Genomic DNA, 25,389 nt, shown 5'->3' with positions numbered 1-25,389 from the left:
TTTATTTTATGGAAAGATCAGAAATTATATCTCTATTAGAGGTAATTAACCAACAGGTAAGTTCTTCAGTTTTAGGTGGCATGGAAGAAGAATATGAAGAGTTGGAAAGCATGGGGCTGATTAAAATTAACCGCGAATCGGTGCAATGGTCGTCTGCGATAACTCCTGCCGGCATTGCTTATTTGGGGCATGATTAGGACAGATTGGAATATTTTTACCACAGAGAACACAGAGTGAAGAGCGCGGAGATCACAAAGCTGCCAGTGGCTGTCGATACTGGAAAAGGTTTAACCACGAAGATTTACAAAGAAAAATTCCAGAGAAAGCAGATTAACATTTATTTTTCAGTCTGAGTAATAATTTATGGTATAAAATCAATATAAATGACAAGGTAATTTTAAGATACGATCATCCTCGATGAATCGTCAATCCCAACTTGATTGGGAATCGTAATGCAAGTGCTTTAAGATTCCCGCCTGCGCGGGAATGACGAACGTGCTAATGGATTCTATCCTATGGTAGGGTAGTCGGAGACCATTTAAATAAATTAAATCCTTGACCATATAAGAAATATAAGGTCATGTAAGGTTACATGTTTTGTATGGTTAAAATGATTTGGAATCTGTGTAATCATTCAATATCAAGATTATTTTAATTTAACTACTGTTAGTGCCCAATAGCCCTGATGGCAATGGAAATCCCTTTTGGATGATTGTTGAATTGTCTGATTTAATGATTTTAACCAAAAGGATTGAAATGTACAGCAGGACTGAACCCTTGATAATGGTTACTGGTATTGCGCTTCAAAAAAATAACTACAACTTTTAACGATTGATCTGCAGATCTCTTATCAGGATCTTTACGACTAAACTTTGACTAATTTATTGTTGGAATTCTGCTAAATTTGCAGCAAGTTTAGAATTGTGCCCTAAATAAAATAAATGGCTATTCTATCTGCAGATATGAACGATTTACAACTTAGAACGGTAAATGTAACCAGATACGTTACGCCTTTGCGCGAAGGAGGATCTATGCCTGCCATTGCCGAGGCTGATGATAACTTTTTATATGTACTGAAATTTAGAGGGGCGGGGCAGGGTACCCGGGCTTTAATTGCAGAGCTAATTGGTGGCGAAATTGCCCGTTATTTAGGTATGCGCGTACCTGAATTGGTTTTTGCCAATTTAGATGAAGCTTTTGGGAGAACAGAGCCCGACGAAGAAATTCAGGATTTGCTAAAAGCCAGTGTGGGTTTAAATTTGGCATTGCACTACTTATCTGGCGCAATAACGTTCGACCCGACTGTAACTACGGTAGACGCTAAACTCGCCTCGCAGATTGTATGGCTTGATTGTTTTTTAACCAACATGGACCGTACCTGCAGAAACACCAATATGTTAGTGTGGCATAAGGAACTTTGGCTAATCGACCATGGCGCTGCATTATATTTCCATCATTCCTGGCAGAACTGGGAAGAGCAGGCTATTAAACCTTTCTTTTTGGTAAAAGACCACGTATTGTTACCATGGGCTACTGAACTGCAAAGTGTAAATGAAGAATTTAGTAAACTACTTAATGCTGAAAAGATCGAAGCGGTTATTAATTTAATTCCTGATGACTGGTTGGAAGGCGAAACGAACTTCGAAAGCAAGGTAGAACACCGTAATGCCTATACGCATTTTCTTACTACCCGATTAGCTCACTCAACTATATTTTTAAAAGAAGCACAGCATGCAAGGGAAATTCTTATTTGAGTATGCTGTGATTCGCGTAATGCCCAGGGTAGAACGTGAAGAGTTTATTAATGTTGGCATTATTTTGTTTTGCGCGAGGCAAAAATTTCTAAAAAGTGTTTTTTTTCTGGATGAGAAAAGAGTAAAGGCTTTTTCTGCAGAGATAGATTTAGAAGAGCTAAAAGAGAATTTATGTGCTTTTAAGAGAATAAGTACGTCTGCAAAAGGATCAGGACCCATTGGTCAATATGACCAGGCTTCCCGGTTCAGGTGGCTTACGGCAACCAGAAGTACCGTAGTGCAGTGCTCTAAGGTACACCCAGGCTTTTGCGATGATGCGGAAGAGACTTTATTGAGGTTGCACCAGGAGCTGGTTCTGTAGCGCATGGCGCTAAGCGCTAAGCGTTTGAACTACCTTTAAAACAAAATATATTCAGTTCCTGAACAATCCAACAATTAATCAGTTTACAATTGGCAGTCTTCAGTTATCAAGCAAGCAATCAATTTAACAATCAAGCAATTCAACAATTAACTAATTTCCACAAATAACCCATCTACCTTGCCAAAAGAATATTTCAAAAAACTTCAGGATCTGCTCGATACCGAACGCAACGAAGATTTACAATCGTACCTAAAACTTACTGAAAATACTTCGGCTGCCGATAGGAGGGCCTTGGGGCTGACCTGGTATCCTATTGCAATCAGGAATACAGAAATAGGCCGTGGCGATTATTTAACTGTTGAACTGGAAAGAACTACCCATCAGGATTTTTCCCATCAGTTCCGTTTTGGTTCTGCTGTGGTATTATTTTCTAATCACGATGCTAAAGAAGATCGGATAGAGGGAATTATAACGCATCAAAGTGGTAGCAGAATGAAAATCAGCTTCCGTGTTGATGAATTACCAGATTGGACCAGAGATGGCAAACTCGGCGTAGATTTACTTTTTGATAATAACAGTTACGACGAAATGCAGAGCGCCCTTAAACAGGCTACGCATCTGGCAGAAAATGAATCAGAAAATAAACTGATCCGTATTTTAACGGCAGGAGAAAAACCATCATTTCAGGGAGAAGAGAAATTTATCATTCCCAATACACTAAACGACTCGCAGCAATTAGCGGTGAATAAAATTATCGCAGCCGATCATCTTGCTGTAGTTCATGGTCCGCCAGGCACCGGAAAAACAACAACACTGGTACATGCCATAAAATCATTGATTAAACACAGTGATCAAAAAATCCTGGTGGTAGCGCCAAGTAATACCGCTGTTGATTTACTTACAGAGAAGTTAGCTGCTGAAGGGTTAAAAGTAATCCGTGTGGGCAATCCGGCGAGGGTTTCGGAAAGATTGCTTGCAGCTACTCTGGATCATCAAATGGCCGATCATCCGGAGATGAAAACCATTAAAGCTTTAAAAAAACAGGCCAGTGAGTATAAAAATATGGCCCACAAATACAAACGGAGTTTTGGTAAAGCAGAACGCGACCAGCGCAAGGCACTGTTTGATGAAGCACATAAAATTGGAAAAGAAGTGGAAAAGACGGAGCAGTATATTATGGATAATCTGTTTACCAAAGCACAGATTATCACTGCCACTTTAGTAGGTGCTAACCATTATACCGTTCGAAATTTGAAATATAATACGATTGTGATTGATGAGGCAGGTCAGGCCTTAGAACCAGCTTGCTGGATACCAATTTTAAAGGCGCAAAAAGTAATATTGGCCGGGGATCATTTCCAGCTTTCGCCAACTGTAAAATCTAATGAAGCAGCCAGAAATGGTTTAAGTAATACTTTATTAGAAAAAGCGGTAAATCTTCATCCAGAATCAGTTGTATTGCTAAATGAACAATATCGGATGAATAAAGACATTATGGGTTATTCATCCCAAGTATTTTACAAAAATGAATTAAAAGCCCATGAGTCTGTTGCCGATCAATTATTATTTACTGGCGATGAACCGATTCAGTTTATTGATACTGCAGGTTGTAGTTTCGACGAAAAGTTAGATGGAACCAGTACAACCAATCCAGATGAAGCCGCGTTTTTGGTTAAACATTTAACGCACCTGGTTGGCAATTTATCCGCTATTTCTACAACAGATGCCTTTCCATCCATTGCAATTGTTTCGCCTTATAAACAGCAAGTTCAGATTTTAAATGCCCTGGTTCATGAAAATGAAATTTTAATTCCATATCGACATAAAATTGCGGTAAATACCATTGATAGCTTCCAGGGGCAGGAGCGTGATGTGGTTTATATCAGCCTGACCAGGAGTAATGGCGATGGAAGTATAGGGTTTTTATCAGATACGAGGAGAATGAATGTGGCCATGACGAGGGCCAGGAAAAAGCTGGTTGTGATTGGCGATAGCGCTACCTTATCGAAATCTAATTTTTATGCGGAGTTTATCCAATATGCAGAAAAACTGAATGCCTACCACAGCGCCTGGGAATTTATAGACCTGTAAGCTAAACCTTTTCGAGTTTCTTTTCTTCTGCAAGTTTGCCCGATATACTTGCCCCTGCAATTAACAGTTCGTGCGTAATGGTTTTGGTGTATTCTGTAATTTCGGATTTAAAATCTTTTACTGATGAGCCGGAACGTATTTCTTCCAGTCTTTTTTCCCATTGTCCGGTAAGCTCTGCCTGCGCAATTTGTTTATCTTTAACCACTTCGTAAACAGCTAAACCTTTATTGGTAGGTACGAGATTTCGCTTTTCCCTTGTAATATATTCTCTGGTAATTAACGTTTCGATAATAGATGCCCGGGTTGCGGGTGTACCTAAACCACTATCTTTCATAGCATAACGTAATTCTTCGTCTTCAATCTCTTTTCCACAGGTTTCAAGCGCTTTTAATAAGGAAGCCTCGTTATACATTGGCTTTGGTTTAGTCTGTTTTTCTAAAAGAGATTTTTCAGTAATAGGCAATTGTTCGCCAACAGCAACTTTAGGTAATGCTGCATTGTCTTCATCTTTTTTATCATCTTCAGGATCGTTAAAAACAGCCCGCCAACCTGCAGAACGAATTACAGTTCCATTAGCCACAAAAGTAACTCCCGATTGAATGGTTATTTTGGTTAACTCTTTGATACATTCCTGGTGAAATGCCTCGATCATACGTCCAACAACCATATCGTACAGCGCTTGTTTATCCGGACTCAATCCATAAGCCTGTTCGCCAGTCGGTAAAACAGCATGGTGATCGGTTACTTTTTTAGCATTGACACTTCTTTTATTTAAAGTAATGGTTTGCAGAAACTGTGCTTGTTTTCCAAAGTCAGCATGATCGGTGAATTTTGCAATCAGATCCGGAACGCCGGCAAAAACATCATCGCCAATATAGCGCGACCCGGTACGCGGGTAAGAAACCAATTTGCTTTCATAAAGGTTCTGCAAGATATTAAGTGTTTGATCAGCAGTATATCCTTTTTTCTTATTGGCTTCCTGCTGCAAACTGCTTAAGTCGTGCAGTAGTGGAGGGGGTTCTTTTCTTGGTTTAGCTTCTACAGCAGTAATGTTTCCGCCTGTTGGAAAGCCAGAGGCCACATCCTCTACAAGCGCAAATAACTTTTCTACCTCTTCCTTTTCCTTATAATTTGAGGTTGATATAGCCTTAAAAACCTGCTCATCCTTAGCCAGTAAAATGCTGATCTGGTAATAGGTTTGAGGAACGAAATTTTTAATCTCTAAAAAACGGGCACAAATCATCGCGAGGGTAGGTGTTTGTACGCGACCCAGCGAAAGGACTGTTCTATTGCCTGCAGAAATACTTAGTGCCTGTGTAGCATTCATTCCCACCAGCCAATCAGATTCTGAGCGACAATGAGCCGAATTAAATAAAGTATCGTAATCTGTTCCGGGTTTTAAATTTCTGAATCCATCTTTTATAGCTTCATCTGTTTGCGAAGAGATCCAAAGGCGTTTAAATGGTTTTTTGCATTTCAGGTAATAATAAATGTACCTGAAAATCAATTCACCCTCACGCCCCGCATCTGTTGCTACAATAATTTCGCTCGCCTCATCAAAAAGTTTTTTTATCGTGTCTAATTGTTTGCGCACTGCCGGATCTTCTACAAAACCATCTTTCGTTTTAATTTTCCTGACAGCAAGTTTGAACTTTTGTGGAAGCATGGGTAAATGTTGCTTCCTCCAGCCAATAAAACCATAATCCTGAGGAGGAGCCAATTGTAATAAATGCCCAAATGCCCAGGTAAAAGAATACCCTTTACCTTCAATGTATCCATCTTTTCTGGTGGTTGCTCCGAAAACTTTAGCAAGTTCACGACCAACAGAAGGCTTTTCTGCAATTACAATCTTCATGAATGGGCTTATCTTCTCAAGCGCAAAGATGATTAAAATATTGGCAACAGATTAAAAAAATTACTCACAATGCCTTTTAACATTCATTTTGATAAACAATTATCAGATAACTTTGTCCATTATTTGGATTGGCAATTTTTATATCGGATTGATTAACAATTTAATAATATCACCATCTAACTGCTTGCAATTATTTTAATGAATGGATAAAATTTACGAACTGAAAGGAAATAATATTAAAGTTGGACTCGAGCCTCAATTAATTCGTGTGTACAGCAATGCTCAACTTTGGGCTTATCTGGCAGGAAAAGCAGATGCAAGGCTTGAGCGGTTCGAGCTTTTGGTCAATACAATTAAAGCCGATTATGAACAGCATTTCGGTAAAAAACTTGCTATTTCTAACGCTTCGCTGATTGTAGAAATCCTGGTACATGTGTACTGCGATTACCTGGGTTTATGCTTTAACCGTATTGTACAAATAAGATGGATTCAGGATTTCGTTAAAAAACTGCTCAAGCGTGCGGAGGTTGTAGATTGTGGTGAAAAAGAGGTAGACAGCAACCGTTGGGTTTGGGATTTGCTTGCAGGCAGCAAATCACTTTTCATTAACATCCTGCCTAAAAAACTAAATGCCAAAAATATTAAACACCATTAATCCATTTGAGCTGCTAAAATCTGTTCCTGATTCAGTATAACACTTGCCGCAAGTGTTTCATTTAAAAATGATGAATTGTACTGCTGGTCTGAATTATTGATAAACAGCACCGTCCGGTCTGAAATGGTATTGATGACCTGATCGGCGAGTTTAGCAGGAACAGCAGGGCAACCCTGGCTTCTGCCCAATCTACCTAATTGATCGATGCTTTTTTGACTTACATAACTGGCGCCATGAACCACAATTGATCGTTCTCTGGCATTGCTGTTAAAACCTTGATCCATGCCATCCAACTTGATCGAACGACCGTGTTTGCCACTATAAATTTCGCCGGTTAAATAGAAGCCTAAACTGCTCTGGTTTGAGTTGATGTTATTCGAGAAAGATGAAGGCTTATCGCCACCACTGTTTTGCCCATGAGCTACCCAGGTATTTAATACCAGTTTTTTGCTTGCAAGATCGATAATGTATAAACGTTTTTTAGTGCTTTCCTGATCGAAATCAGCAATTGTTAAAATAGATTTAGCATGTAATAAACCAGAATATTTCATGTTATAAAACCCGGTTAATGCCTTTTCGAAAACCTGTTCATTTAATCCTGCAGAATCTAAATGAATTTCGTGGTATATATTTAAGATGTATTGATTGTACAGACTGTCTGCCGCTATATTTTTAATTGTATCTTGTTGTGTTTGGGGTCGATCTATCGCTTTCCAACTTGTTCCGACAATGCTCATGCCCACTAAAAAAATCGTAGCAATGTCCAGGATGTATTTCTTCATTCAGTATGGTTTAGTTTGATGTTGAGTTATTTATACGGTTGTTTTGCTTAAATGTTGCCCAAATCAATTCTGTAGTGCTACAATTACATTTGGTTTTACATTCTTGTGACTTAAGGCATGAGCATATATAGCTTTTAGGAATTTAAATTTAACTGCTGAAAATGGATATCGCTAACAATCGCTTTTATTTTGTGTTATGTATTAAACCTGTATTATGAAAATTTTATTAACCGGAGCGAACGGTTATATCGGCACCAGACTAATCCCTTTATTGTTAGAAGAAAAGCATGAAATCGTTTGTATGGTTAGGGATAAGCGCAGGTTTGTTTCAGCTTCTGATTTAAGTGATCAGGTGAAGGTTATTACAGGTGATTTACTGGATGCAGAAAGCTTAAACGAAATTCCAACAGATATTGATGCCGCATATTACCTGGTCCATTCCATGTCTTCAAGTCAAACAGGTTTTTCTGATATGGAGAAAGCTTCTTCCGAAAACTTTTCGGCAGCCATACGAAAAACCAATTGCAGGCAGATTATTTATTTAACTGGCATTGCCAATGACGAACATCTATCTAAACATCTGGGGTCAAGGTTAGCGGTAGAGGAAGAACTTAAATCATCAGGAAAAGCCTGCACCATTTTAAGAGCGGCTATTATTATCGGCTCGGGAAGTGCCTCATTTGAAATTATTAGAGATTTAACTGAAAAAATTCCTTTCATGATTACGCCCAAATGGGTGGAAACGCTTTGTCAGCCGATTGGTATTCGCGATGTATTGTCTTATTTGGTAGGTGTTTTGCATCATGAGAAAGCATTTAATCAGACATTTGATATTGGCGGACCTGATGTGCTAACCTACAGGCAAATGCTTTTGGGCTATGCTAAAGAACGTGGGTTGAAACGATGGATCATTACTGTTCCGGTACTAACACCCCGACTATCTTCTTTATGGTTGAATATGATTACACCTGTACCTTATTCGTTAGCCCGTAGTTTGGTAGATAGCATGAAGAATGAAGTAATATGTAAAGATAACCGTATCCAGGAAGTTGTACCAATAAAATGTTTAAGCTATGCAGAAGCTTTGCACTTAGCTTTCGAAAAGATCGACCAGAATTCTATTGTTTCGAGCTGGAAAGATGCCCTGAACCGTGGTTATTTAAATTCTAATTTTATGGATCAGATTAAGGTGCCACAAAATGGAACCTTAGAATACAAAGTAAAAATGCCATTCGAACGTAAAGCCGAAGAGGTATTTGAAAATATTTGGAGTATCGGAGGGAATAGGGGTTGGTATTTCATGGATTGGCTGTGGCATTTGCGTGGCTTTTTAGATAAAATGTTTGGTGGAGTAGGTACCAGAAGAGGCAGGACCAGCAATACCGATTTACAGGCAGGAGATGTACTCGATTTCTGGCGCGTACTGCTTGCCGATAAAAAGAGTAAAAGATTGTTACTATATGCTGAAATGAAAGTGCCTGGTGAGGCATGGCTTGAATTAAAGCTGGTAGAGTTTCATGGAAAAGCTTTTTTATCGCAAATCGCTACTTTCAGACCAAAGGGTTTATGGGGTAGAATGTATTGGTATGCCATGTGGCCATTCCATATTGTTTTATTTAAGGGGATGGCCAGGGAGATTACCACTTACAAGCCCGATAATTAAATCTATTTGCCTATTTTTGCTGCATAAACAATGTAAAATGCCAAACGAAGAAAATGATTACTCTTTCTGGACCAAATACAAGAGATTTGCTTCAACAGAAATTTTGATGTACCTGATCATGATTATTGGTATTGGCCTCGGGATTATTTTTTTAAGCTAAAGACTGTTTTTTATGATTTGTTACAGGTATATCTCAGCCTATTTTTTTAAGCTGAGTGCTAATTTTAAATAATCAGCAGCATTTACTTCATTAATGAATTTTGAAAACTCATTATACTGCGCTGCGGCAAATGTGCCATCGTTGAGTATAAATTTCCGGTAATAGGTTAGTTTGTTGCCTTCTAGGCCAGTCTTACATACATATTCCCCGAAAGGGCTTTTAAAAGTTTTGTCTTGTCCAATAATCAATTCCTTAATTACATTATCTGGCAAGGTATAAACAATGGTATCTTCATCTGTATAACCGCGGTTAATGTAAACGGGTAGAGTTCTGTTCTTTATTTCAGGGATTGATCGTTTTACGTTAAAAGCATTGAGCTGTAAAAACATCTTATTCCCATTCACCGGAGCGTAATTTCTGATATTAATGCTTACTTCCTCTGTTAATTTCGGCGATATATCTTTTTTCTGCGCAAGGGAAACTGCCTCGAAATCGATATTATCAATGTTATAGGCTTCTTTTAATAATTTATGCTGTTCGGTTATCGATTTCCCAATTAAAGATTCCTGATTTTCATATTGTGAACCCGAATAAACAGTATTCATTTTTCCCGATATACTGCCGTCTAACTGAACCGTTAAGTCAGCCCTACGGATCTGCAGATTCTCTGCGGTTGTTAATTTTGGCGTATGCAATAGTTTGCCCCCATCGGCAGTACAGGCCAGTACCAATCGATCATCAGTAAAATCGCTTAAAAAGCCGAAGGGGATTTTTTGGCTGGTGCATTCTAACCAGGTGGTATCACCCTTTAATGGCATACATAGGATGATATGATTGCCTTGCACCATACTGGCGTATGTTGGGTCCATACTTTTCTTTTCGGAACCAGCTGATACTACACAGTAATAAGAATCTATGTTTGCCGCACTGAGCAGGCTTTGCATGTAATTTACCAAAGCTTTACAATCGCCATAGCCCAAACGGTCTACTTCACTTGCTGCAATGGGTTGAAAACCACCGATACCAATCTGTACGCTGATATACCTGGTTTTATCTTGTAAATACTGATAGATTTTACGCGCCTTATCTTTGTCCGTTTTTTCATTTTTTACCAGATCTTTTACCATTTCAATGGTAGCAGGTGGCAGGGCTTTGCGTTCTGCTAACAAATCGTCGTAAATCCATTTACCCAGCTCTTTCCAGTTGGTATAACTGCCTTTATGGTTGTAATAATAAAACGTTTGCGGCGCAATCTGGATATTGGTTGCATAGGTTTCGTGTGCCGGGCTATAGGGTTCAGTTTTAACGGCCAGGATATTATTTACTTTCCAAATTGTTTTTTTCTGCTTCTCATCAGTTAAAACTTCTGGTGTTCCGCTATAATTATTGGTTTTAATTCTTACTTGGTCTGTCGGCTTACAAATAAAAGTATAGGTACTTTTTTCCACTGAAACATCATCTGCTGGTTTAGGATTCCAATCAGGAATAATCAGATTTTGCTTATTTCTAATTTCATAATTGTAAACCAGGGTATAAGGATATTGGTTTACTAACGGCAGGTAGTGTTTTACACGGCTATCAACAAATAAGGAGAACCCATCGGCCGCACTCATGTCAGCAAAATCATTCTGAGAAAACTTGTTGGTGAGTTTGCCAACGCTATTGTAAATTTCTCCCTTTATACTTTTAATCGAAATATTTTTATCGTAATAGATGGCTAAACGGGCTTCATCCTCTCCATTTTGGTTAAAAACTGTAATGGCTTTTTTTACATTGAGCATTACGTTATCAGGTGAGCGCATATCGACAGTTATTTCCTCATTGCGGATACAGGCATTGGCGCGGTTACGGAGGTTCAATGAAATTAGATCAACATCATAATTGTCTTGAGCAAAGCTTATTACAGAAACTAAAAGGAAGGAAAACGTGGTGAATAGGAATCTCATTTAATTCGCCTTTTTTAATAAAAATTCTGTTTTCTGGTTCTGGATGATTTTGCTATAGAATTCCTTTAAGAAAAGATATTCTTCAGGCTGATAGATAGCATTGTTAAACTGTAAAATCTGACTCATCGAAATGGTGTTTTCATCTAAACCCGTTTGCAATAAATACCTTCCGCCAGCATTAGGTAATGCTATGGCCATATCTTTTGGTTTTTCCAGCAATTGATATTTTTCTGGTAAAAGCACATTGATGATAATCCGTTCATCAGATGCTGCACCTAGATCAACGGGGTAGGTTCGTTCATTTAAATTAAACGGATTTTTTGAAATGGTATTGATAAAAAATGGACTGAAATAAAACTGATCTTTATTGGTGCCATCGTTTATGGTAAATTCTACCTCGTATTTCTCTACCAAAGAATTTTCTACACTATCCAGGTTCGAAATTTGATGATCCAGGATCTTAATTCGGGTTAACCGTTCATCCAGTTTCTCTACATATTCATCCGGAGAACTGTAACGCAGAATGTCTTTACGTTTGCTATATGCCGCATAACCCATTGTATGGGTGGTTAAAGTACCAATAATTTTTCCATCGGTAGTCATTTTTCCCGTAAGGATATAACTGGTAGTTGCTTTCTGGCTCGCCATTAAATCGATCCAGTAAGATGGTTTTTTTAAGTTGATTACTCTGCCTTGATCGTTAATACACCGCAACGGTAATAACCCGAAGGGTAACAGTGGCTCTGTAGCATCCAATAAATAACTTTTATCGGCAATATTTACTTTGGCTACCAGGTAATTAAAATCACTCATAACCGGGTAAAGCTTGTTTACTGTTCCATTATCACGGGTAGAAAGGATAACAGCCTCTGCATCTAAACCAGCTGCAGAAAGTGCTGCAATTAAGCTCAGGTTAACATCTGCTACGTTACCCGATCTGTTTTCTAATGCCTTTTTGATGTTATCTTCTGCGTACTTTCCGTAATAATTATTCCACTTGATCTGTTTTTTAATGTAATTATAAATGGCTTTTGCTTTATCCAAATCGGTAGTAGTTCCTTTTGTGATTTCTGGAATGAGCTCTTTAAAAACGTCTTTCCTTTTCATCTGGTCGCCCAGTGTTTTATAGGATGACAGCTCATAATCAATATCTTTCCACGTTTTGGTATAGGACGTTTTACTACCATTTAAATTCTGAACATCAGAAAGCTCGAAGTAGATGGCCGATTTGAAGTTACTCGGAGCAGTCATGTTATCTTCCTCAATAAATGCCGGAATATTTTTCATCACGTAGGTAATTTTTGAGCAATCGATAGCAACGCCTGAAAGCCTTAAACATTCTTTGCTCAATTCTGATTTTTGATCAGTCAGTTTTTGAAATCCGCGTAAAGAAACGTTATAGTTGTAAATCCCTGGAATATAAACCAAATACTCGCTAATCACCTTTGGAATGTCGCCTTGAAACTCCCATGTTCTGAAATTAAATAAGTTGGGCGATTTTAACCTGTAACTATATTCAATTATTGAGCCTTCTTTGAGGTTCGGAAGGGTAAACTTGGTCAGTCTGGTGTATTTTGAACGGTTTTCTGTGAAAATGGCCTTCCTGTCCATAATGGTTTCAACAAAATTATTGTCTACATAATTAAAGGTAGAAGCTTTTAAATCACTGATCGTCTCTTCGCGGGATTCATCTTTATAGGTTGGAATAACAATATTAGCTTCTTTAAAGCCTTCTTTATTGTAGATTTTGATTTTTACATGCTGTTCAAAAATCAACTCTAAACTGCCTGTAATGTCGTCCCATTGAATTGATGCGGTACCAAATTCTTTTAAAACAATCGCATTCGCATTACTGTCTAATTTTTTTCTGTCGAATTCGTAATCATCATAGCTGATTGCTCCGAAGTTAAAGCTTTGAGCATGAGTGGTTAACGATAAAGACAGGAGGAATAGTATGGGGAATATTTTATTCATTTGAGCGTGTATAAATTGTCGCAATTTAACCCTACAAAGTAACATTCTAAAATAATTTGAAAATTAAATTTATAATTAATAAAGCTGTTTTACAGAACTAATGAAACCTTTTTAGCATTTTTGAAAAAAAGAATTTGACATTCCGATTCAAATCTAATGTCGCAAATCTCACATCATAAGAAATGAAATTAAATTTAAAGCGCCCTTTAGCATTTTTTGATTTAGAAGCTACTGGAGTTAATGTTGGAGCTGACAGGATCGTTGAAATAGCGATTTTAAAAGCCATGCCAGATGGTTCTGAACTTGTTAAAACCTGGCGCGTAAATCCGGAAATGCCAATTCCTTTGCAAACTTCATTAATACACGGTATTTATGATGAAGATATTGCGAACGAGCCTACCTTTAAAACTTTAGCTGCAGAAATTGCTGAATTTATTGGAGAAAGTGATCTGGCAGGATACAATTCAAACAAATTTGATATCCCTATGCTTTTAGAAGAATTTTTAAGAGCTGAGGTGGATTTTGATATGAACAACCGCAAGTTTGTTGATGTACAGAATATCTTCCATCAGATGGAGCAACGTACCTTAAAAGCGGCTTATAAATTCTATTGTCAGGAAGATTTAATTAATGCGCATGCTGCAGAAGCAGATGTTATAGCAACCTATAAAGTTTTACTTGGACAATTAGAAATGTACAAGGAAACCGAGTTCGAAAGCAAACAGGGCGTAAAAAGTATTCCGGTTGTAAACGACATCGATGCATTACATATCTTCACCAACATTAATAAACCTGTAGATTTTGCTGGCCGGTTGGTTTACAATGATAATGATGAGGTATGTTTTAACTTTGGTAAACACAAAGGTAAAACCACTGCTCAGGTATTTTCGGTTGAACCCAGCTATTATGCCTGGATGAAAAATGGCGATTTCCCCTTGTATACAAAAAAGAAATTAGATGAGGAGTGGGCAAAGTTCAATGCGAAGAAAAACGAGAACAAAGCAGCGCGACCTCAAAATAACGCACCTGCCAATAAACCTCAATATCAGCAGAAACCTCAGCCGAAGCCAGAAAAACCTGCAAAGCCGATCGATACGGATATGTTGGAACAATTGAAGATGAAATTTGGTAAGTAGCAGACTGGATAATTGTTAAACGCCATGCGCATTGCGCCAAGCCCTAAGCTAAAAAAATGAAATCTATAAAAATATTTAGCCTTTTATTGTGTGTAGCATTTTACGCCAGCGCGCAGACTACTTTACCGATAGCACCCGTATTTCAGAAAACCTATCAAAGGGAAACCAGAAATGCGAATGGGAAACCCGGTAAGCATTATTGGCAAAATACTTCAAAGTACGATTTGAATGTAGACTTTAATCCTGGCAGCAGGTTATTAAAGGGTAAGGTTCAGGTAACTTACACCAATAACAGTCCTGATACTTTGAAAGAAATCTGGTTTAAACTTTATCCAAATCTGTACAAAAAAGGGACACCAAGAAAATCAAACCTGGCAGAGTCTGATCTCGGTAATGGGGTTGCGATAGAAAAAATGGTTGCGAACGGAAAATCAATCACCGATTTTAAAATTGATGGAACAAATATGACCGTTAACGTTCCTGCAGTTGTGCCAGGCAAAACCATTAGCTTTTCTATCGATTACAGCTATACTTTAAATAAGGGGTCACATGTGCGTACAGGTCAAATAGATGAGGATTCTCATTTTGTAGCCTACTTTTTTCCGCGGATAGCAGTTTACGATGATGTTGATGGTTGGAATAAATTTCCTTACACAGGCGCAGAAGAATTTTACAATGATTTCGACCAGTTTAATGCTTCAATTACGGTACCGGGAGGTTACGGTGTTTGGGCAACAGGAGATCTGAAAAACCCTTCGGAAGTTTTCCAGAAAGATATTGTTTCGAGAATGTTAGTTGCTGAAAAGAACGATGGTGTAATTGATGTGATTACCGATAAAGATTTAGCCGATAAAAAAGTAACGCAACCTAATGCTTATAACACTTTTAAGTTTGAAGCCAAAAATGTAACCGATTTTGTATTTGCTTTGAGTGATCATTACTTATGGAAATCGAGCAGTTTAGTGGTTGATCCTAAAACGAAAAGAAGAACACGTGTAGATGCTGTTTTTAACCCGAAACATAAAGATTATTATGAAGTGATTGATTTCGCCCGTAAAACGGTAGAATCGATGAGCTACACTTTTCCAAAATGGCCTTTCCCTTATAACCATGAAACGATATTTGATGGTTTAGACCAGATGGAATATCCAATGATGGTAAATGATAATCCGGTTGATAATCGTACAGATGCCATTACCTTAACCGATCATGAAATTTTCCATACCATGTTTCCTTTTTATATGGGCATAAATGAAACTAAATATGGCTGGATGGATGAGGGCTGGGCAACTATCGGTGAGTGGCTAATATCACCAATGATTGATGCTACCATTGTAGATGAATATGGTGTGCAGCCTACCGCTTCATCTTCTGGTGGAAAAGACGATACGCCAATTATGACCTTAACACCTGATTTAAAAGGATCAGGCTCTTTTACTAACTCCTATCCTAAACCTGGTTTAGCTTACTTGTACGTTAAAGATTATCTGGGAGATGAATTGTTTACTAAGGCTTTACATACTTATATTCAAAACTGGAATGGCAAACACCCAATGCCATACGATTTCTTTAACAGTATAAACGAGGGCAGTGGTAAAAATTTAAACTGGTTTTGGAAAGCCTGGTTTTTTGAAGATGGTGTGACTGATATGGCCATTAAAGCCGTAGATAAAACTTCAGGTGGATATACAGTAAGTGTTGAAAATAAAAGTGTTAAGCCTTTGCCTATTGATTTAATGCTAACCTTTGAAGACGGTACCAAAGAAAAAAATCACAGTACTATTGGGGTATGGGAAAAAGGTGATCGACAGGTGAAAATAAATATAACAACTAATAAAAAGTTATCTAAAGTAGTGATGGGGAACCCGCACACACCTGATAAGGTTAAAAGTGATAACAGCTTTTCGGTGAATTAAAAAGGGTACAGTGAATTGATATTTAATGAGCTTGTTTAATGCACATATTCGAAACCTTTAAGCCAGAAAGTGAACTAATAAGGAAATATGTAAGTTATTATTATCTGCACATCACCGATGATCAACATGAAGAAAACGAGTATATCTGCTACCCTCATTATAACAATACCATCTCATTATACAGCAGTCATCGTTTTAAATACGAACCAGACCATGCCACTTTAGAATTTAATATTGAGTCGAAACCTCTTCAAATTTATACCCCAATCAGAGAACGGCCATTAAAGGTTACGCAAACTGGAGCTGTTTGTAAAATAGCCATTGTTTTTAACCCCTTTGGAATTAATCAATTTTTAAATGGTTCATCATTATTGGCATTCGATGAAAATTTTTCGTTTTTTGAGGAGGAAGAAATTAAGCAGTTATTTGGAACAAGTAATATTGAAAAACTTGTTACTTTAGTTGATCATCTGCTTATTAAGCGATATGCTAAAGTTGAGAACTTATACATTGAAAAAGCATTAGATTTATTTCGCGATAATGTTAATGATATTTCAATTGATTCGATTGCTGAAAATAAACTCGGCATCAGCAGAAAACATTTAAACCGGCTATTTCATAAATATCTTAATATCAGTCCACAGAAATACAGGTCGATTGTACGTTTTAGAGAATTAATGTCGAATAAGTTAAGTAGTAACAGTGATCAGAATCTATCTGATCTTTCTCATCGGGCAAACTATACCGATCAATCTCATTTTATTAAAGCCTGCAAATTGCTCACAGGTGTTGCGCCGGCCAAGTTTTTTAATGATGGAAAGATTATCGGTAAAGAAGATACCTTCTGGAAGTTTAGCAGTTAGCCAAATGTCCCAATTTTACAATTATGGCATCCAATTCTCTCTTAAATTTGAGGATCTAAATCAATAGTCATGAAGAAAATTGTGATCCTGTTTTTGTTTTTAAGTATTGTTTTAAAACTAAATGCCCAAACCTATACCAAGTTAACTGATAGTGCATTAAACCTGATGTGGGATGCAAAGGATACTGTAGATTACAGGAAATCTCTTAACTTATATAAAAAGGCATTTATACTATTTCCAAAAGAGGTAGGCGACCAGTCTCTTTATAAAGCATCTGTTTTAGCTTCAGAACTTAAAGATAATAATGATGCAATCGAATATCTAAATCATTTACTGGCGCTCAATAATGATGAAAGAACTACATGGGATTATTTAACTTTTGAATATCCTCAAAATGAATATAAAAATCTTTTTAATGATGGCAGATGGCCGGTCGTATTGGCGAAAGCTCAAAAGATGAAGGCGACTTTTTTTAAAAAGCTGCACGATCGGCAGGACGAATTCCAGGCTGGCCCCTTAAAACAGGATACTTATTTTAAAGCTAAGAATGGCAAACAAGTATATCAGGAGATTAAATCGTTCAATGCCTATCAGGCAAAAAAGGACATTGGTTATTCCATAGAATTTAAAGTGACAGATAGTTTAATTACCTCATATTATGTTAGTTTACCATCACGCTATAATCCTAAAAAAAGCTACCCTGTATTGTTTTTTCTTCATGGAGCGGTAAGTGGTAATAGCCTTTCGAGTTTTCAAAATGCATCCTGGGTTATGGATGGCTGGAACAGATATTATACTAAATACGCTGCTGTAAATGAGGTAATAATGGTTTATCCAAAAGGTTCAAAGAAATTTAACTGGATGAAACCTGATGATGGTTTCTTCATGGTACCAGCAATGCTAAGGGAAATTAAAAAATCTATCAATGTAGATGATGATAAAGTTTTTATCACCGGGCATTCAAATGGAGCAACAGGTTCTTTTTCTTATTTAATGAAGCAACAAAGTCCGTTTGCCGGCTTTTATGGATTTAATACGCAGCCAAGAGTTAGAACCGGAGGTACATTTGTGCGCAATATTTTAAACAGATCGTTTTTTAATGTGTCTACGGATGAAGATTACTACTTTCCACCAGATGCAAATGATTCTTTAAATGTAATAATGAAAAAAATGGGGGCAGATTATCAGGATCACCGATATAACGGGTGGCCTCACTGGTTTCCGCAATTTGATGAATCTGAGCCTGCTTACCAGTTATTATTTAAGGATTTAAAAAGCAGAAGCAGAAATCCATTTCAAAAATCCATTTATTGGGAATGCGATGATGTGAAATATGGTAAAACAGATTGGATCCAGATTACTGCATTGGATACGGCCAATAAAGAGGAAGACTGGCATAAAAGAATAAATTTCGATATATATAAAATGGTTGACTATGATCAATCAAAAGATACAGTTATTACAACCGATACATTATTTAAAGCATTTAACTTTCCAAGAAAATCGGCTGCAGTCAGGGCTACTTTTAGCAATAATGAATTTCATATAGAAACATCACGGGTTAAATCGCTGACCATCTTTCTATCACCAGAAATGATTGATGTAAGTAAACCGGTATCTGTTTTTATAAATGGAATTAAACGGATTGAAAAAATGGCTGTTTATGATAAAAAAATTATACTGGATAATTTTAATAAAACTTACGATCGTAAGGCAGTTTGGATTGATCAGATAGAACTTTTAATATCAAACTAATTTTCTGGTTTCAGAAAATTGATATTTCTTTTTAGTCCGGTAAATTTGGTGCGTTTAACTGCCGAGCCTTTAAAAACCTTTCTAAAAACATCATCTGTAATTTCGGTCAGGTCTTTTGCGTTCAAATCCAGTAAGCCATTCTCAGGCTTAAAGGCTTCTTCATTGTGTGCTTTAGAGAAACGGTTCCATGGGCAAACATCCTGACAGATATCGCAGCCAAACATCCAGTTGCTCATTTTATCTTTAAACTCATTTGGGATCTCATTTTTGAGCTCAATGGTGAGGTAGGAGATGCATTTCGTTCCATCTACAACCTGTGGTGCAATAATGGCATCAGTAGGGCATGCATCTAAACATCGGGTGCAGCTTCCACAGTAATCGGCCTGGTATGGATGATCGTAACCCAATTCCAGATCAACAATCAATTCAGCAAGGAAGAAAAAAGAACCATCGGTTTTACTGATCAGGTTAGAATTTTTACCAATCCAGCCAATTCCCGATTTTTTTGCCCAGGCACGGTCTAAAACCGGGGCAGAATCAACAAATGCTCTTCCAGAAACTTCTCCAATATTTTCTTCTATAAAATAAGTCAGTTCTTTTAATTTTTCTTTGATTACGGTGTGGTAATCCTGTCCGTAAGCATACTTAGAAATTTTTGGCGCATTGGGATCAGATTGTTTTTCTTCGGTATAATAATTTAGCGACAAGGAAATTACAGATTTAGCGCCATCAACCAGTAACCTGGGATCAAGGCGTTTATCGAAATAATTTTCCATGTATTTCATTTCTCCATGACGGTTCTGGTTGAGCCAGTTTTCGAGTCTGGGTGCTTCCTCTTCAAGAAATTCAGCTTTGGAAATACCACAGGCCATAAAACCCAAACGCAGGGCTTCATCTTTGATCAATTGGCTATATTTCGCATAATTGTTATACACCGGTCTGCAAAGATAAGGCTTAGGAATTAAAACATTTTCATTAATCACTTGTTCTAGCTACAGAAACTAAATTAATTAATTATGGTTCGCCCTGATTGGTGTAACACTATACAGGAGAGCTTAAAGCATTAGCTATGGAAAATATAGATCCACAACATACGGAATCAGGAGCAGCTCCTAAACCGATTGAAAAAGATTACGAAAGTCATAAAGAAGATCCGGGACCGGCAAAACCCGCGGTTACCGAGAAAGATGAAAACGGCGCAGGACAAGCCCTGAAATGGGTATTGCCGATAGCGGTTATCATTGGACTAATTATCTGGTTTGTGATGAGAAAATAATTAGCTTTAGATTAAAAATGAAATGCCGGTACATTAATTTGACCGGCATTTTTTATATTGTAATTATTTTAAAAGTTTAACCTGGTAAAGATCTTTCCGCCTGTCTTTTAGCACTTTTACCGTTCCGTAATGATGTAGTTCATCTAACAAATGTAAGTCAACGTCTACTACCAGCACCATTTCGGTATTTGGCGTTGCCTCTGCTTTAATCGCGTTGGTTGGAAAGGCGAAATCGGACGGAGTAAAAACTGCTGATTGAGCAAACTGAATATCCATATTATTCACCTTCGGTAAATTACCTACACAACCTGCAATGGCAACGTAACATTCGTTTTCTATTGCCCTTGCCTGCGCGCAGTGGCGAACACGGGTATAACCGTTCTGTGTATCGGTTAAAAATGGTACAAATAAAATCTGCATGCCCTGCTCGGCATAAATGCGGCTTAATTCAGGGAATTCTACATCATAACAAATCAAAATGCCTACTTTACCACAATCAGTATCAAAAACCTGCACCTTATCGCCACCAATCATGCCGTAATATTTTTGCTCATTTGGTGTGATGTGGATTTTTCTATACTCATCTATTTTGCCAGTACGGTGACAAAGGTAAGTAGCATTATATAGTTTACCATCCTCAATAAGCGGCATACTCCCGGTAATGATGTTTGTATTGTAGCTCAATGAATATTCATGCATTTTTTGTACAATCTCTTTCGTTTTTTCGGCAAGCTTGCGCATCGCCTCAATTTCTGGTAAGTGATTGTATGGTTGCAGCAGGGGCGTATTAAACAGCTCGGGGAACATCACAAAATCTGATTTGTAACCGCTCAAAGCATCAACAAAAAATTCTACCTGTTCGTAAAATGCTTCCATATTTGGGAACAAACGCATTTCCCATTGTACTAAACCTAATCGAATGGTCATCGCCGAACGAGCCGAGGCATCAATACCCTGGTAATAAATATTATTCCACTCAATTAAGGTGGCATATTCTTTTGATTCTTTATCCCCTGGTAGATAATTCTTTAATACTTTTCTGACGTGAAAATCATTCGAAATCTGAAAAGTTAATGTAGGATCGTAGATCTCTTTTGCCTTTACCTTATCTATATATTGTCTCGGGCTTAACTGCTCTGCATACTCATGGTAACCAGGAATTCTTCCGCCGGCAATAATGCTTTTGAGGTTAAGGCTTTCACAGAGTTCTTTCCTGGCTTCGTATAATCTTCTGCCTAAACGCAGGCCCCGGTAATCGGGGTGAACGAAAATTTCGATGCCGTACAGGGTATCGCCATTTGGATCGTGTGTTGTAAAAGAATAATCACCTGTGATTAATTTATAGGTGTGCCGATCGCCATATTCGTCGTATTCTACTATAATAGCCAATGAACAGGCCACAACTGTATCATCAACTGCGATACAGAGCTGTCCTTCAGGGAAAATATTTAAAAGTTTCGCAATACTCGATTTCGGCCAGATGGAACCACCCATACTGTCGTAGGCTTGTAGCATTGATTCTTTAAGATCTTCGTAATCTTCGAGCGTTAGTTTACGTAATTCAATATTCATAATGTTTGATTTGTATTTTATGAACACCAAAGGGGCTTAAATGTTCAGAAGGATTTTATTTTTTTTCCGCAGATCGTCATCGCGAACTGAAGAGGAGCATGGTGAGCCGTGTAAATCGATATTTAAGATAAATCGTCATTTCGACCGCAGTGGAGAAATCTTTAAGCCAGGTTTAGTGCAAATTCAAAGATTTCTCCATTCCGCTGCGCTTCAGTCGAAATGACGACTAAGTATAAACTTACCACACTAAAACAACTTCCCGGTTTGGCCTGGATAGTTCTTCTTTAAATGTTTATAAGCCGCTTCGGTAACCTCTCTGCCACGTGAAGTACGCATGATATATCCTTCCTGGATTAAAAACGGTTCATAAACCTCCTCAATAGTACCTTCATCTTCTCCAACGGCTGTCGCAATGGTTTTTAAACCTACCGGACCACCCTTAAATTTGTCGATAATGGTAACCAGAATCCTGTTATCCATCTCATCTAAGCCATGTTCATCCACATTTAGTGCATTTAAGGCATAGCGGGCTATTTCGGTATCGATATTTCCATTTCCCTTAATCTGCGCAAAATCTCTTGTTCTTCGTAAAAGTGCATTTGCTATACGGGGCGTACCACGGCTACGGCGGGCAATTTCATAGGCACCTTCGTCACTTATAGGTGTTTTTAATATATCAGAAGAGCGTAGCACAATTGTAGTGAGTAACTTAGCATCGTAGTAAGCCAAACGGGCATTAATTCCGAAACGGGCTCTTAAAGGCGCAGTTAGCAGGCCCGAACGCGTAGTGGCGCCAACCAACGTAAAAGGATTAAGCGATATCTGTACCGAACGGGCATTCGGACCAGTTTCGAGCATAATATCAATTTTAAAATCTTCCATGGCAGAATACAGGTATTCTTCCACAAGAGGAGATAAACGATGGATCTCATCAATAAAAAGGATATCGCCTTCATCAAGGCCAGTTAATAAACCAGCGAGGTCGCCAGGTTTATCCAATACCGGACCAGAGGTTACTTTGATACCGGTAGCCATTTCATTGGCAATGATATGAGAAAGAGTGGTTTTGCCTAATCCGGGAGGACCATGCAAAAGAACATGATCTAAAGCCTCACCACGGAGTTTCGCCGCCTGAACAAAAATCTTCAGGTTTTCCATCACTTTTTCCTGCCCCGTAAAATCTTCAAAAGCCTGTGGCCTCAAAACCCTTTCAATATCGCGATCGGTAGGGGTAAGGTTGCTTGCTTCAGGATCCAGGTTCTCATTCATACGGCAAATATAAAATTAAATGCTAAAAAAATTAGGATTTTTTAAATTTATCAGAAATGACTAGTTCTTTTGATCCCGCGATATATTGATAAAAGCCTTCGCCGCTTTTGGCTCCTTTTTTACCTGCGGCAACCATATTTACCAGTAAAGGGCATGGAGCGTATTTTGGATTACCAAAACCATCGTTCAATACTTTTAAAATAGCCAAACAGACGTCCAAACCGATGAAATCGGCCAATTGCAATGGACCCATTGGATGAGCCATCCCTAATTTCATTACGGTATCAATCTCATACACACCAGCTACGCCTTCGTACAGGGTGTAAATGGCCTCATTAATCATGGGCATTAAAATGCGGTTAGCCACAAAACCCGGATAATCATTTACCTCAACAGGAATCTTTCCCAAACTTTGCGATAACGACATAATGGTACTGGTTGTTTCATCACTGGTGGCATAACCTCTTATTACTTCTACTAACTTCATTACCGGAACAGGGTTCATAAAGTGCATTCCGATTACCTGATCACCTCTTCCAGTTACGGCAGCAATTTGTGTAATGGAAATAGAGGAAGTATTGGAAGCGAGAATAGCATGTGCGGGCGCATACTCATCTAAATCCTTAAAAATTTTCAATTTTAAGTCTACATTTTCGGTCGCAGCTTCTACAATTAAATCGGAACTTTGAACGCCATCTTTTATTGAAGTGTAGGTAGAGATGTTATTCAGCGTGGATGCCTTATCATCTTCTGTTAAGGTTCCTTTGGCAACCTGCCTGTCTAAATTTTTGGTAATGGTTTGTATAGCCTTATCCAATGCAGTTTGATTGATATCAATCAGATTGACCTTATAATTGAACTGTGCAAAGGTATGAGCGATGCCATTTCCCATGGTGCCAGATCCTATAACTGCAATTTGTTTCATCCTTTATGAGATTAGAAAAAAGAGAATTTACGAGTAAACGATTAGTTGAAATAAAGATCTTGCTGTAAAGCCGATCTATTTTGATTTTTATAAACAACCTTATGGTGCTAACCTGGTTTTAGTCCAGATTCCATTAGCCTTTTCGAAATTTATCCTATCGTGTAACCTGCTTCTTCTTCCTTGCCAAAACTCTATTCTTGTCGGTTTTACAATATAACCTCCCCAGTGTGCCGGTTTCGCAATGCTTTTATCGGAACTTTTAGCTTTAAGCTCTTCAACTTTTTCTTCCAAAAATGTCCTGTCCGGAATAATCTGGCTTTGTGGTGAAACTACCGCTCCAATCTGACTGGCAATCGGTCTGGTGTTGAAATAGGCTTCCGATGTTTCTTTATCCAATTTTTCTACTGTTCCTTCAATTCTCACCTGTCTTTCAAGCTCCGGCCAGAAAAACACCAAAGCTGCATAAGGATTGCGTTTTAGTTCTTTTCCTTTGGCACTCAGGTAATTGGTAAAAAACCTAAAACCGTCTCCATCAACCCCTTTTAACAGCACAACACGGGCATCTGGCCGGCCAGCTTTATCAGCCGTAGCTAAAGTCATTACATTAGGCTCATATATCTGGGCATCAACTGCGTGTTGAAACCATTTTTGAAACTGGACAATCGGATCTTGGTCAACGTCAGATTCGTCCAGCGAAGCGCTTTTGTAATCTTGGCGCAGGTTTTGTAGAAATTCATTTGTAACTTGCATTTAACAAAAATAGGCATCTTTTACGGTGTAACAAATGATTATCATCATGCTGAACAATATAAAACCAAAAACTGGCCGCTTGCTCATCTCAGAACCATTTATGGCCGATCCGAATTTTAAAAGATCCGTTGTGTTGTTAACCGAACATGGTGATGATGGAACAGTAGGTTACATTCTTAACCAGGTAGGGAATCTGATGTTGAACGACGTAATTCAGGACTTATGGGATGCAAAAAATTACATTTATTTCGGCGGACCTGTTGCTGCAGATACTTTGCATTTTATTCATAGGTGTTACGATAAATTACAGAGTGGGGAGCCAATTGGGAATGGATTGTATTGGGGAGGTAATTTTGAAACCCTTAAAATCCTGTTAAATACCAATGCCATAAGCCAGGAGGAGGTGAAGTTTTTCATGGGGTATTCAGGTTGGGATCATGGACAACTTGATCGTGAAATAGAGCAGAATGCCTGGATGGTGAGCGACACTTTTAACGCTGATCTTATTTTTAGTAACGACGATGAAAAACTTTGGCGGGATGTAATTGTAAACCTAGGCCCGAAATACGCGCATATCAGTAATTTTCCGGTAGATCCTAGTTTGAATTAGTTTGGAGCGTTGATTTTCTAGACAAGCATAGGCGGAGCGTCATTCCCAACTTGATTGGGAATCGTAATGCAATAAG

General features: G+C 38.1%; 22 protein-coding genes. 13 read left to right on the top strand and 9 right to left on the bottom strand.

Annotated elements, in window-relative coordinates:
• The first annotated feature begins 8 nt into the window (after positions 1–8).
• The 4 genes from IM793_RS19930 (at position 9) to IM793_RS19915 (ending at position 4,206) form a co-directional block, all read left to right on the top strand.
• Entirely contained in the window at positions 9–197 is a 189-nt protein-coding gene (locus IM793_RS19930) for a hypothetical protein (RefSeq protein WP_090987306.1), read from the top strand.
• Between the two features lie 744 nt (positions 198–941).
• Positions 942–1,754, top strand: coding sequence for a HipA family kinase (locus tag IM793_RS19925; protein WP_370629827.1), 813 nt, complete (start codon positions 942–944; stop codon positions 1,752–1,754).
• Positions 1,732–2,115 carry a DUF3037 domain-containing protein gene (locus IM793_RS19920; RefSeq protein WP_193424377.1) on the top strand — a complete coding sequence of 128 codons (384 nt, stop codon included), beginning with the start codon at positions 1,732–1,734 and terminating at the stop codon, positions 2,113–2,115. Before IM793_RS19925 ends, IM793_RS19920 begins: the two co-directional genes overlap by 23 nt.
• Before the next feature lie 177 nt (positions 2,116–2,292).
• Entirely contained in the window at positions 2,293–4,206 is a 1,914-nt protein-coding gene (locus tag IM793_RS19915) for an AAA domain-containing protein (protein ID WP_193424375.1), read from the top strand.
• 1 nt (position 4,207) lies between these two features.
• Here IM793_RS19915 and topB read toward each other — a convergent pair whose 3' ends face one another.
• Positions 4,208–6,061, bottom strand: a complete 1,854-nt coding sequence (topB, locus tag IM793_RS19910; protein WP_193424373.1) for a DNA topoisomerase III — start codon at positions 6,059–6,061, stop codon at positions 4,208–4,210.
• Positions 6,062–6,263: 202 nt separating this feature from the next.
• Between topB and IM793_RS19905 the strand changes: the two genes are divergently transcribed.
• Positions 6,264–6,716 carry a hypothetical protein gene (locus tag IM793_RS19905; protein WP_193424371.1) on the top strand — a complete coding sequence of 151 codons (453 nt, stop codon included), beginning with the start codon at positions 6,264–6,266 and terminating at the stop codon, positions 6,714–6,716.
• Here IM793_RS19905 and IM793_RS19900 read toward each other — a convergent pair.
• Complete coding sequence (locus IM793_RS19900; protein WP_121283325.1) at positions 6,713–7,498, bottom strand: murein L,D-transpeptidase catalytic domain family protein; 786 nt, start codon at positions 7,496–7,498, stop codon at positions 6,713–6,715. The two genes, IM793_RS19905 and IM793_RS19900, sit on opposite strands and share 4 nt — an antisense overlap.
• A gap of 214 nt (positions 7,499–7,712) precedes the next feature.
• On the opposite strand from IM793_RS19900, the gene IM793_RS19895 reads away from it, so the two are divergent.
• A complete protein-coding gene (locus tag IM793_RS19895) occupies positions 7,713–9,161 on the top strand; it encodes an SDR family oxidoreductase (protein WP_193424369.1) in 1,449 nt (482 codons plus the stop codon).
• Positions 9,162–9,198: 37 nt separating this feature from the next.
• Positions 9,199–9,321 (top strand): hypothetical protein, encoded by a 123-nt coding sequence (locus IM793_RS25035; RefSeq protein ID WP_255512125.1) that lies wholly within the window; start codon positions 9,199–9,201, stop codon positions 9,319–9,321.
• A gap of 38 nt (positions 9,322–9,359) precedes the next feature.
• On the opposite strand, the gene IM793_RS19890 is transcribed toward IM793_RS25035, so the two are convergent.
• Both IM793_RS19890 and IM793_RS19885 read right to left on the bottom strand, forming a co-directional pair.
• The gene (locus IM793_RS19890; RefSeq protein WP_193424367.1) at positions 9,360–11,267 is read right to left on the bottom strand and encodes a transglutaminase family protein; all 1,908 of its coding nucleotides are present in this window, start codon (positions 11,265–11,267) and stop codon (positions 9,360–9,362) included.
• Positions 11,268–13,241: a DUF3857 domain-containing protein gene (locus IM793_RS19885; protein ID WP_193424365.1), complete on the bottom strand. Its 1,974-nt coding sequence runs from the start codon at positions 13,239–13,241 to the stop codon at positions 11,268–11,270.
• Positions 13,242–13,423: 182 nt separating this feature from the next.
• Here IM793_RS19885 and IM793_RS19880 point away from each other — a divergent pair, with 182 nt between their 5' ends.
• The 4 genes from IM793_RS19880 (at position 13,424) to IM793_RS19865 (ending at position 18,911) form a co-directional block, all read left to right on the top strand.
• Positions 13,424–14,377 (top strand): exonuclease domain-containing protein, encoded by a 954-nt coding sequence (locus IM793_RS19880; protein WP_193424363.1) that lies wholly within the window; start codon positions 13,424–13,426, stop codon positions 14,375–14,377.
• 56 nt (positions 14,378–14,433) lie between these two features.
• Complete coding sequence (locus tag IM793_RS19875) at positions 14,434–16,293, top strand: M1 family metallopeptidase (RefSeq protein WP_193424361.1); 1,860 nt, start codon at positions 14,434–14,436, stop codon at positions 16,291–16,293.
• A 38-nt stretch (positions 16,294–16,331) separates the two neighbouring features.
• Complete coding sequence (locus tag IM793_RS19870) at positions 16,332–17,156, top strand: helix-turn-helix domain-containing protein (protein ID WP_193424359.1); 825 nt, start codon at positions 16,332–16,334, stop codon at positions 17,154–17,156.
• Positions 17,157–17,225: 69 nt separating this feature from the next.
• On the top strand, positions 17,226–18,911 hold the full coding sequence (locus IM793_RS19865; protein ID WP_193424357.1) for an alpha/beta hydrolase-fold protein: 1,686 nt from the start codon (positions 17,226–17,228) through the stop codon (positions 18,909–18,911).
• Here the strand turns inward: IM793_RS19865 and queG are convergent.
• Complete coding sequence (queG, locus tag IM793_RS19860; RefSeq protein ID WP_193424403.1) at positions 18,908–19,846, bottom strand: tRNA epoxyqueuosine(34) reductase QueG; 939 nt, start codon at positions 19,844–19,846, stop codon at positions 18,908–18,910. The genes IM793_RS19865 and queG overlap by 4 nt on opposite strands.
• A gap of 134 nt (positions 19,847–19,980) precedes the next feature.
• Here queG and IM793_RS19855 point away from each other — a divergent pair, with 134 nt between their 5' ends.
• Positions 19,981–20,187, top strand: a complete 207-nt coding sequence (locus IM793_RS19855) for a hypothetical protein (protein ID WP_132397318.1) — start codon at positions 19,981–19,983, stop codon at positions 20,185–20,187.
• A 63-nt stretch (positions 20,188–20,250) separates the two neighbouring features.
• Here IM793_RS19855 and IM793_RS19850 read toward each other — a convergent pair whose 3' ends face one another.
• The 4 genes from IM793_RS19850 to pdxH form a co-directional block, all read right to left on the bottom strand.
• Entirely contained in the window at positions 20,251–21,759 is a 1,509-nt protein-coding gene (locus tag IM793_RS19850; RefSeq protein WP_193424354.1) for a bifunctional GNAT family N-acetyltransferase/carbon-nitrogen hydrolase family protein, read from the bottom strand.
• Between the two features lie 246 nt (positions 21,760–22,005).
• Positions 22,006–23,028, bottom strand: a complete 1,023-nt coding sequence (ruvB, locus tag IM793_RS19845; RefSeq protein ID WP_121283333.1) for a Holliday junction branch migration DNA helicase RuvB — start codon at positions 23,026–23,028, stop codon at positions 22,006–22,008.
• A gap of 31 nt (positions 23,029–23,059) precedes the next feature.
• Positions 23,060–23,953 carry a 3-hydroxyacyl-CoA dehydrogenase family protein gene (locus IM793_RS19840; protein WP_132397312.1) on the bottom strand — a complete coding sequence of 298 codons (894 nt, stop codon included), beginning with the start codon at positions 23,951–23,953 and terminating at the stop codon, positions 23,060–23,062.
• Positions 23,954–24,052: 99 nt separating this feature from the next.
• Positions 24,053–24,703 carry a pyridoxamine 5'-phosphate oxidase gene (gene pdxH / locus IM793_RS19835; protein WP_193424352.1) on the bottom strand — a complete coding sequence of 217 codons (651 nt, stop codon included), beginning with the start codon at positions 24,701–24,703 and terminating at the stop codon, positions 24,053–24,055.
• A 46-nt stretch (positions 24,704–24,749) separates the two neighbouring features.
• Between pdxH and IM793_RS19830 the strand changes: the two genes are divergently transcribed.
• Entirely contained in the window at positions 24,750–25,313 is a 564-nt protein-coding gene (locus IM793_RS19830) for a YqgE/AlgH family protein (protein WP_193424350.1), read from the top strand.
• Positions 25,314–25,389: the final 76 nt, after the last annotated feature.

Source organism: Pedobacter sp. MR2016-19, assembly GCF_014947265.1.
Lineage (GTDB): Bacteria > Bacteroidota > Bacteroidia > Sphingobacteriales > Sphingobacteriaceae > Pedobacter.
This window is presented reverse-complemented; position numbering and strand designations above follow the sequence as displayed.

Excerpts from the sequence above, each read along its gene's own strand:
- IM793_RS19900 (WP_121283325.1), bottom strand. The coding sequence starts at position 7,498 with ATGAAGAAATACATCCTGGACATTGCTACGATTTTTTTAGTGGGCATG.
- IM793_RS19890 (WP_193424367.1), bottom strand. The coding sequence starts at position 11,267 with ATGAGATTCCTATTCACCACGTTTTCCTTCCTTTTAGTTTCTGTAATA.
- IM793_RS19830 (WP_193424350.1), top strand. The coding sequence starts at position 24,750 with ATGCTGAACAATATAAAACCAAAAACTGGCCGCTTGCTCATCTCAGAA.
- IM793_RS19925 (WP_370629827.1), top strand. The coding sequence starts at position 942 with ATGGCTATTCTATCTGCAGATATGAACGATTTACAACTTAGAACGGTA.
- IM793_RS25035 (WP_255512125.1), top strand. The coding sequence starts at position 9,199 with ATGCCAAACGAAGAAAATGATTACTCTTTCTGGACCAAATACAAGAGA.
- pdxH (WP_193424352.1), bottom strand. The coding sequence starts at position 24,703 with ATGCAAGTTACAAATGAATTTCTACAAAACCTGCGCCAAGATTACAAA.
- IM793_RS19930 (WP_090987306.1), top strand. The coding sequence starts at position 9 with ATGGAAAGATCAGAAATTATATCTCTATTAGAGGTAATTAACCAACAG.
- topB (WP_193424373.1), bottom strand. The coding sequence starts at position 6,061 with ATGAAGATTGTAATTGCAGAAAAGCCTTCTGTTGGTCGTGAACTTGCT.
- IM793_RS19850 (WP_193424354.1), bottom strand. The coding sequence starts at position 21,759 with ATGAATATTGAATTACGTAAACTAACGCTCGAAGATTACGAAGATCTT.
- IM793_RS19920 (WP_193424377.1), top strand. The coding sequence starts at position 1,732 with ATGCAAGGGAAATTCTTATTTGAGTATGCTGTGATTCGCGTAATGCCC.
- IM793_RS19895 (WP_193424369.1), top strand. The coding sequence starts at position 7,713 with ATGAAAATTTTATTAACCGGAGCGAACGGTTATATCGGCACCAGACTA.
- IM793_RS19905 (WP_193424371.1), top strand. The coding sequence starts at position 6,264 with ATGGATAAAATTTACGAACTGAAAGGAAATAATATTAAAGTTGGACTC.
- IM793_RS19875 (WP_193424361.1), top strand. The coding sequence starts at position 14,434 with ATGAAATCTATAAAAATATTTAGCCTTTTATTGTGTGTAGCATTTTAC.
- IM793_RS19840 (WP_132397312.1), bottom strand. The coding sequence starts at position 23,953 with ATGAAACAAATTGCAGTTATAGGATCTGGCACCATGGGAAATGGCATC.
- IM793_RS19855 (WP_132397318.1), top strand. The coding sequence starts at position 19,981 with ATGGAAAATATAGATCCACAACATACGGAATCAGGAGCAGCTCCTAAA.
- IM793_RS19885 (WP_193424365.1), bottom strand. The coding sequence starts at position 13,241 with ATGAATAAAATATTCCCCATACTATTCCTCCTGTCTTTATCGTTAACC.
- ruvB (WP_121283333.1), bottom strand. The coding sequence starts at position 23,028 with ATGAATGAGAACCTGGATCCTGAAGCAAGCAACCTTACCCCTACCGAT.
- IM793_RS19870 (WP_193424359.1), top strand. The coding sequence starts at position 16,332 with ATGCACATATTCGAAACCTTTAAGCCAGAAAGTGAACTAATAAGGAAA.
- IM793_RS19865 (WP_193424357.1), top strand. The coding sequence starts at position 17,226 with ATGAAGAAAATTGTGATCCTGTTTTTGTTTTTAAGTATTGTTTTAAAA.
- IM793_RS19880 (WP_193424363.1), top strand. The coding sequence starts at position 13,424 with ATGAAATTAAATTTAAAGCGCCCTTTAGCATTTTTTGATTTAGAAGCT.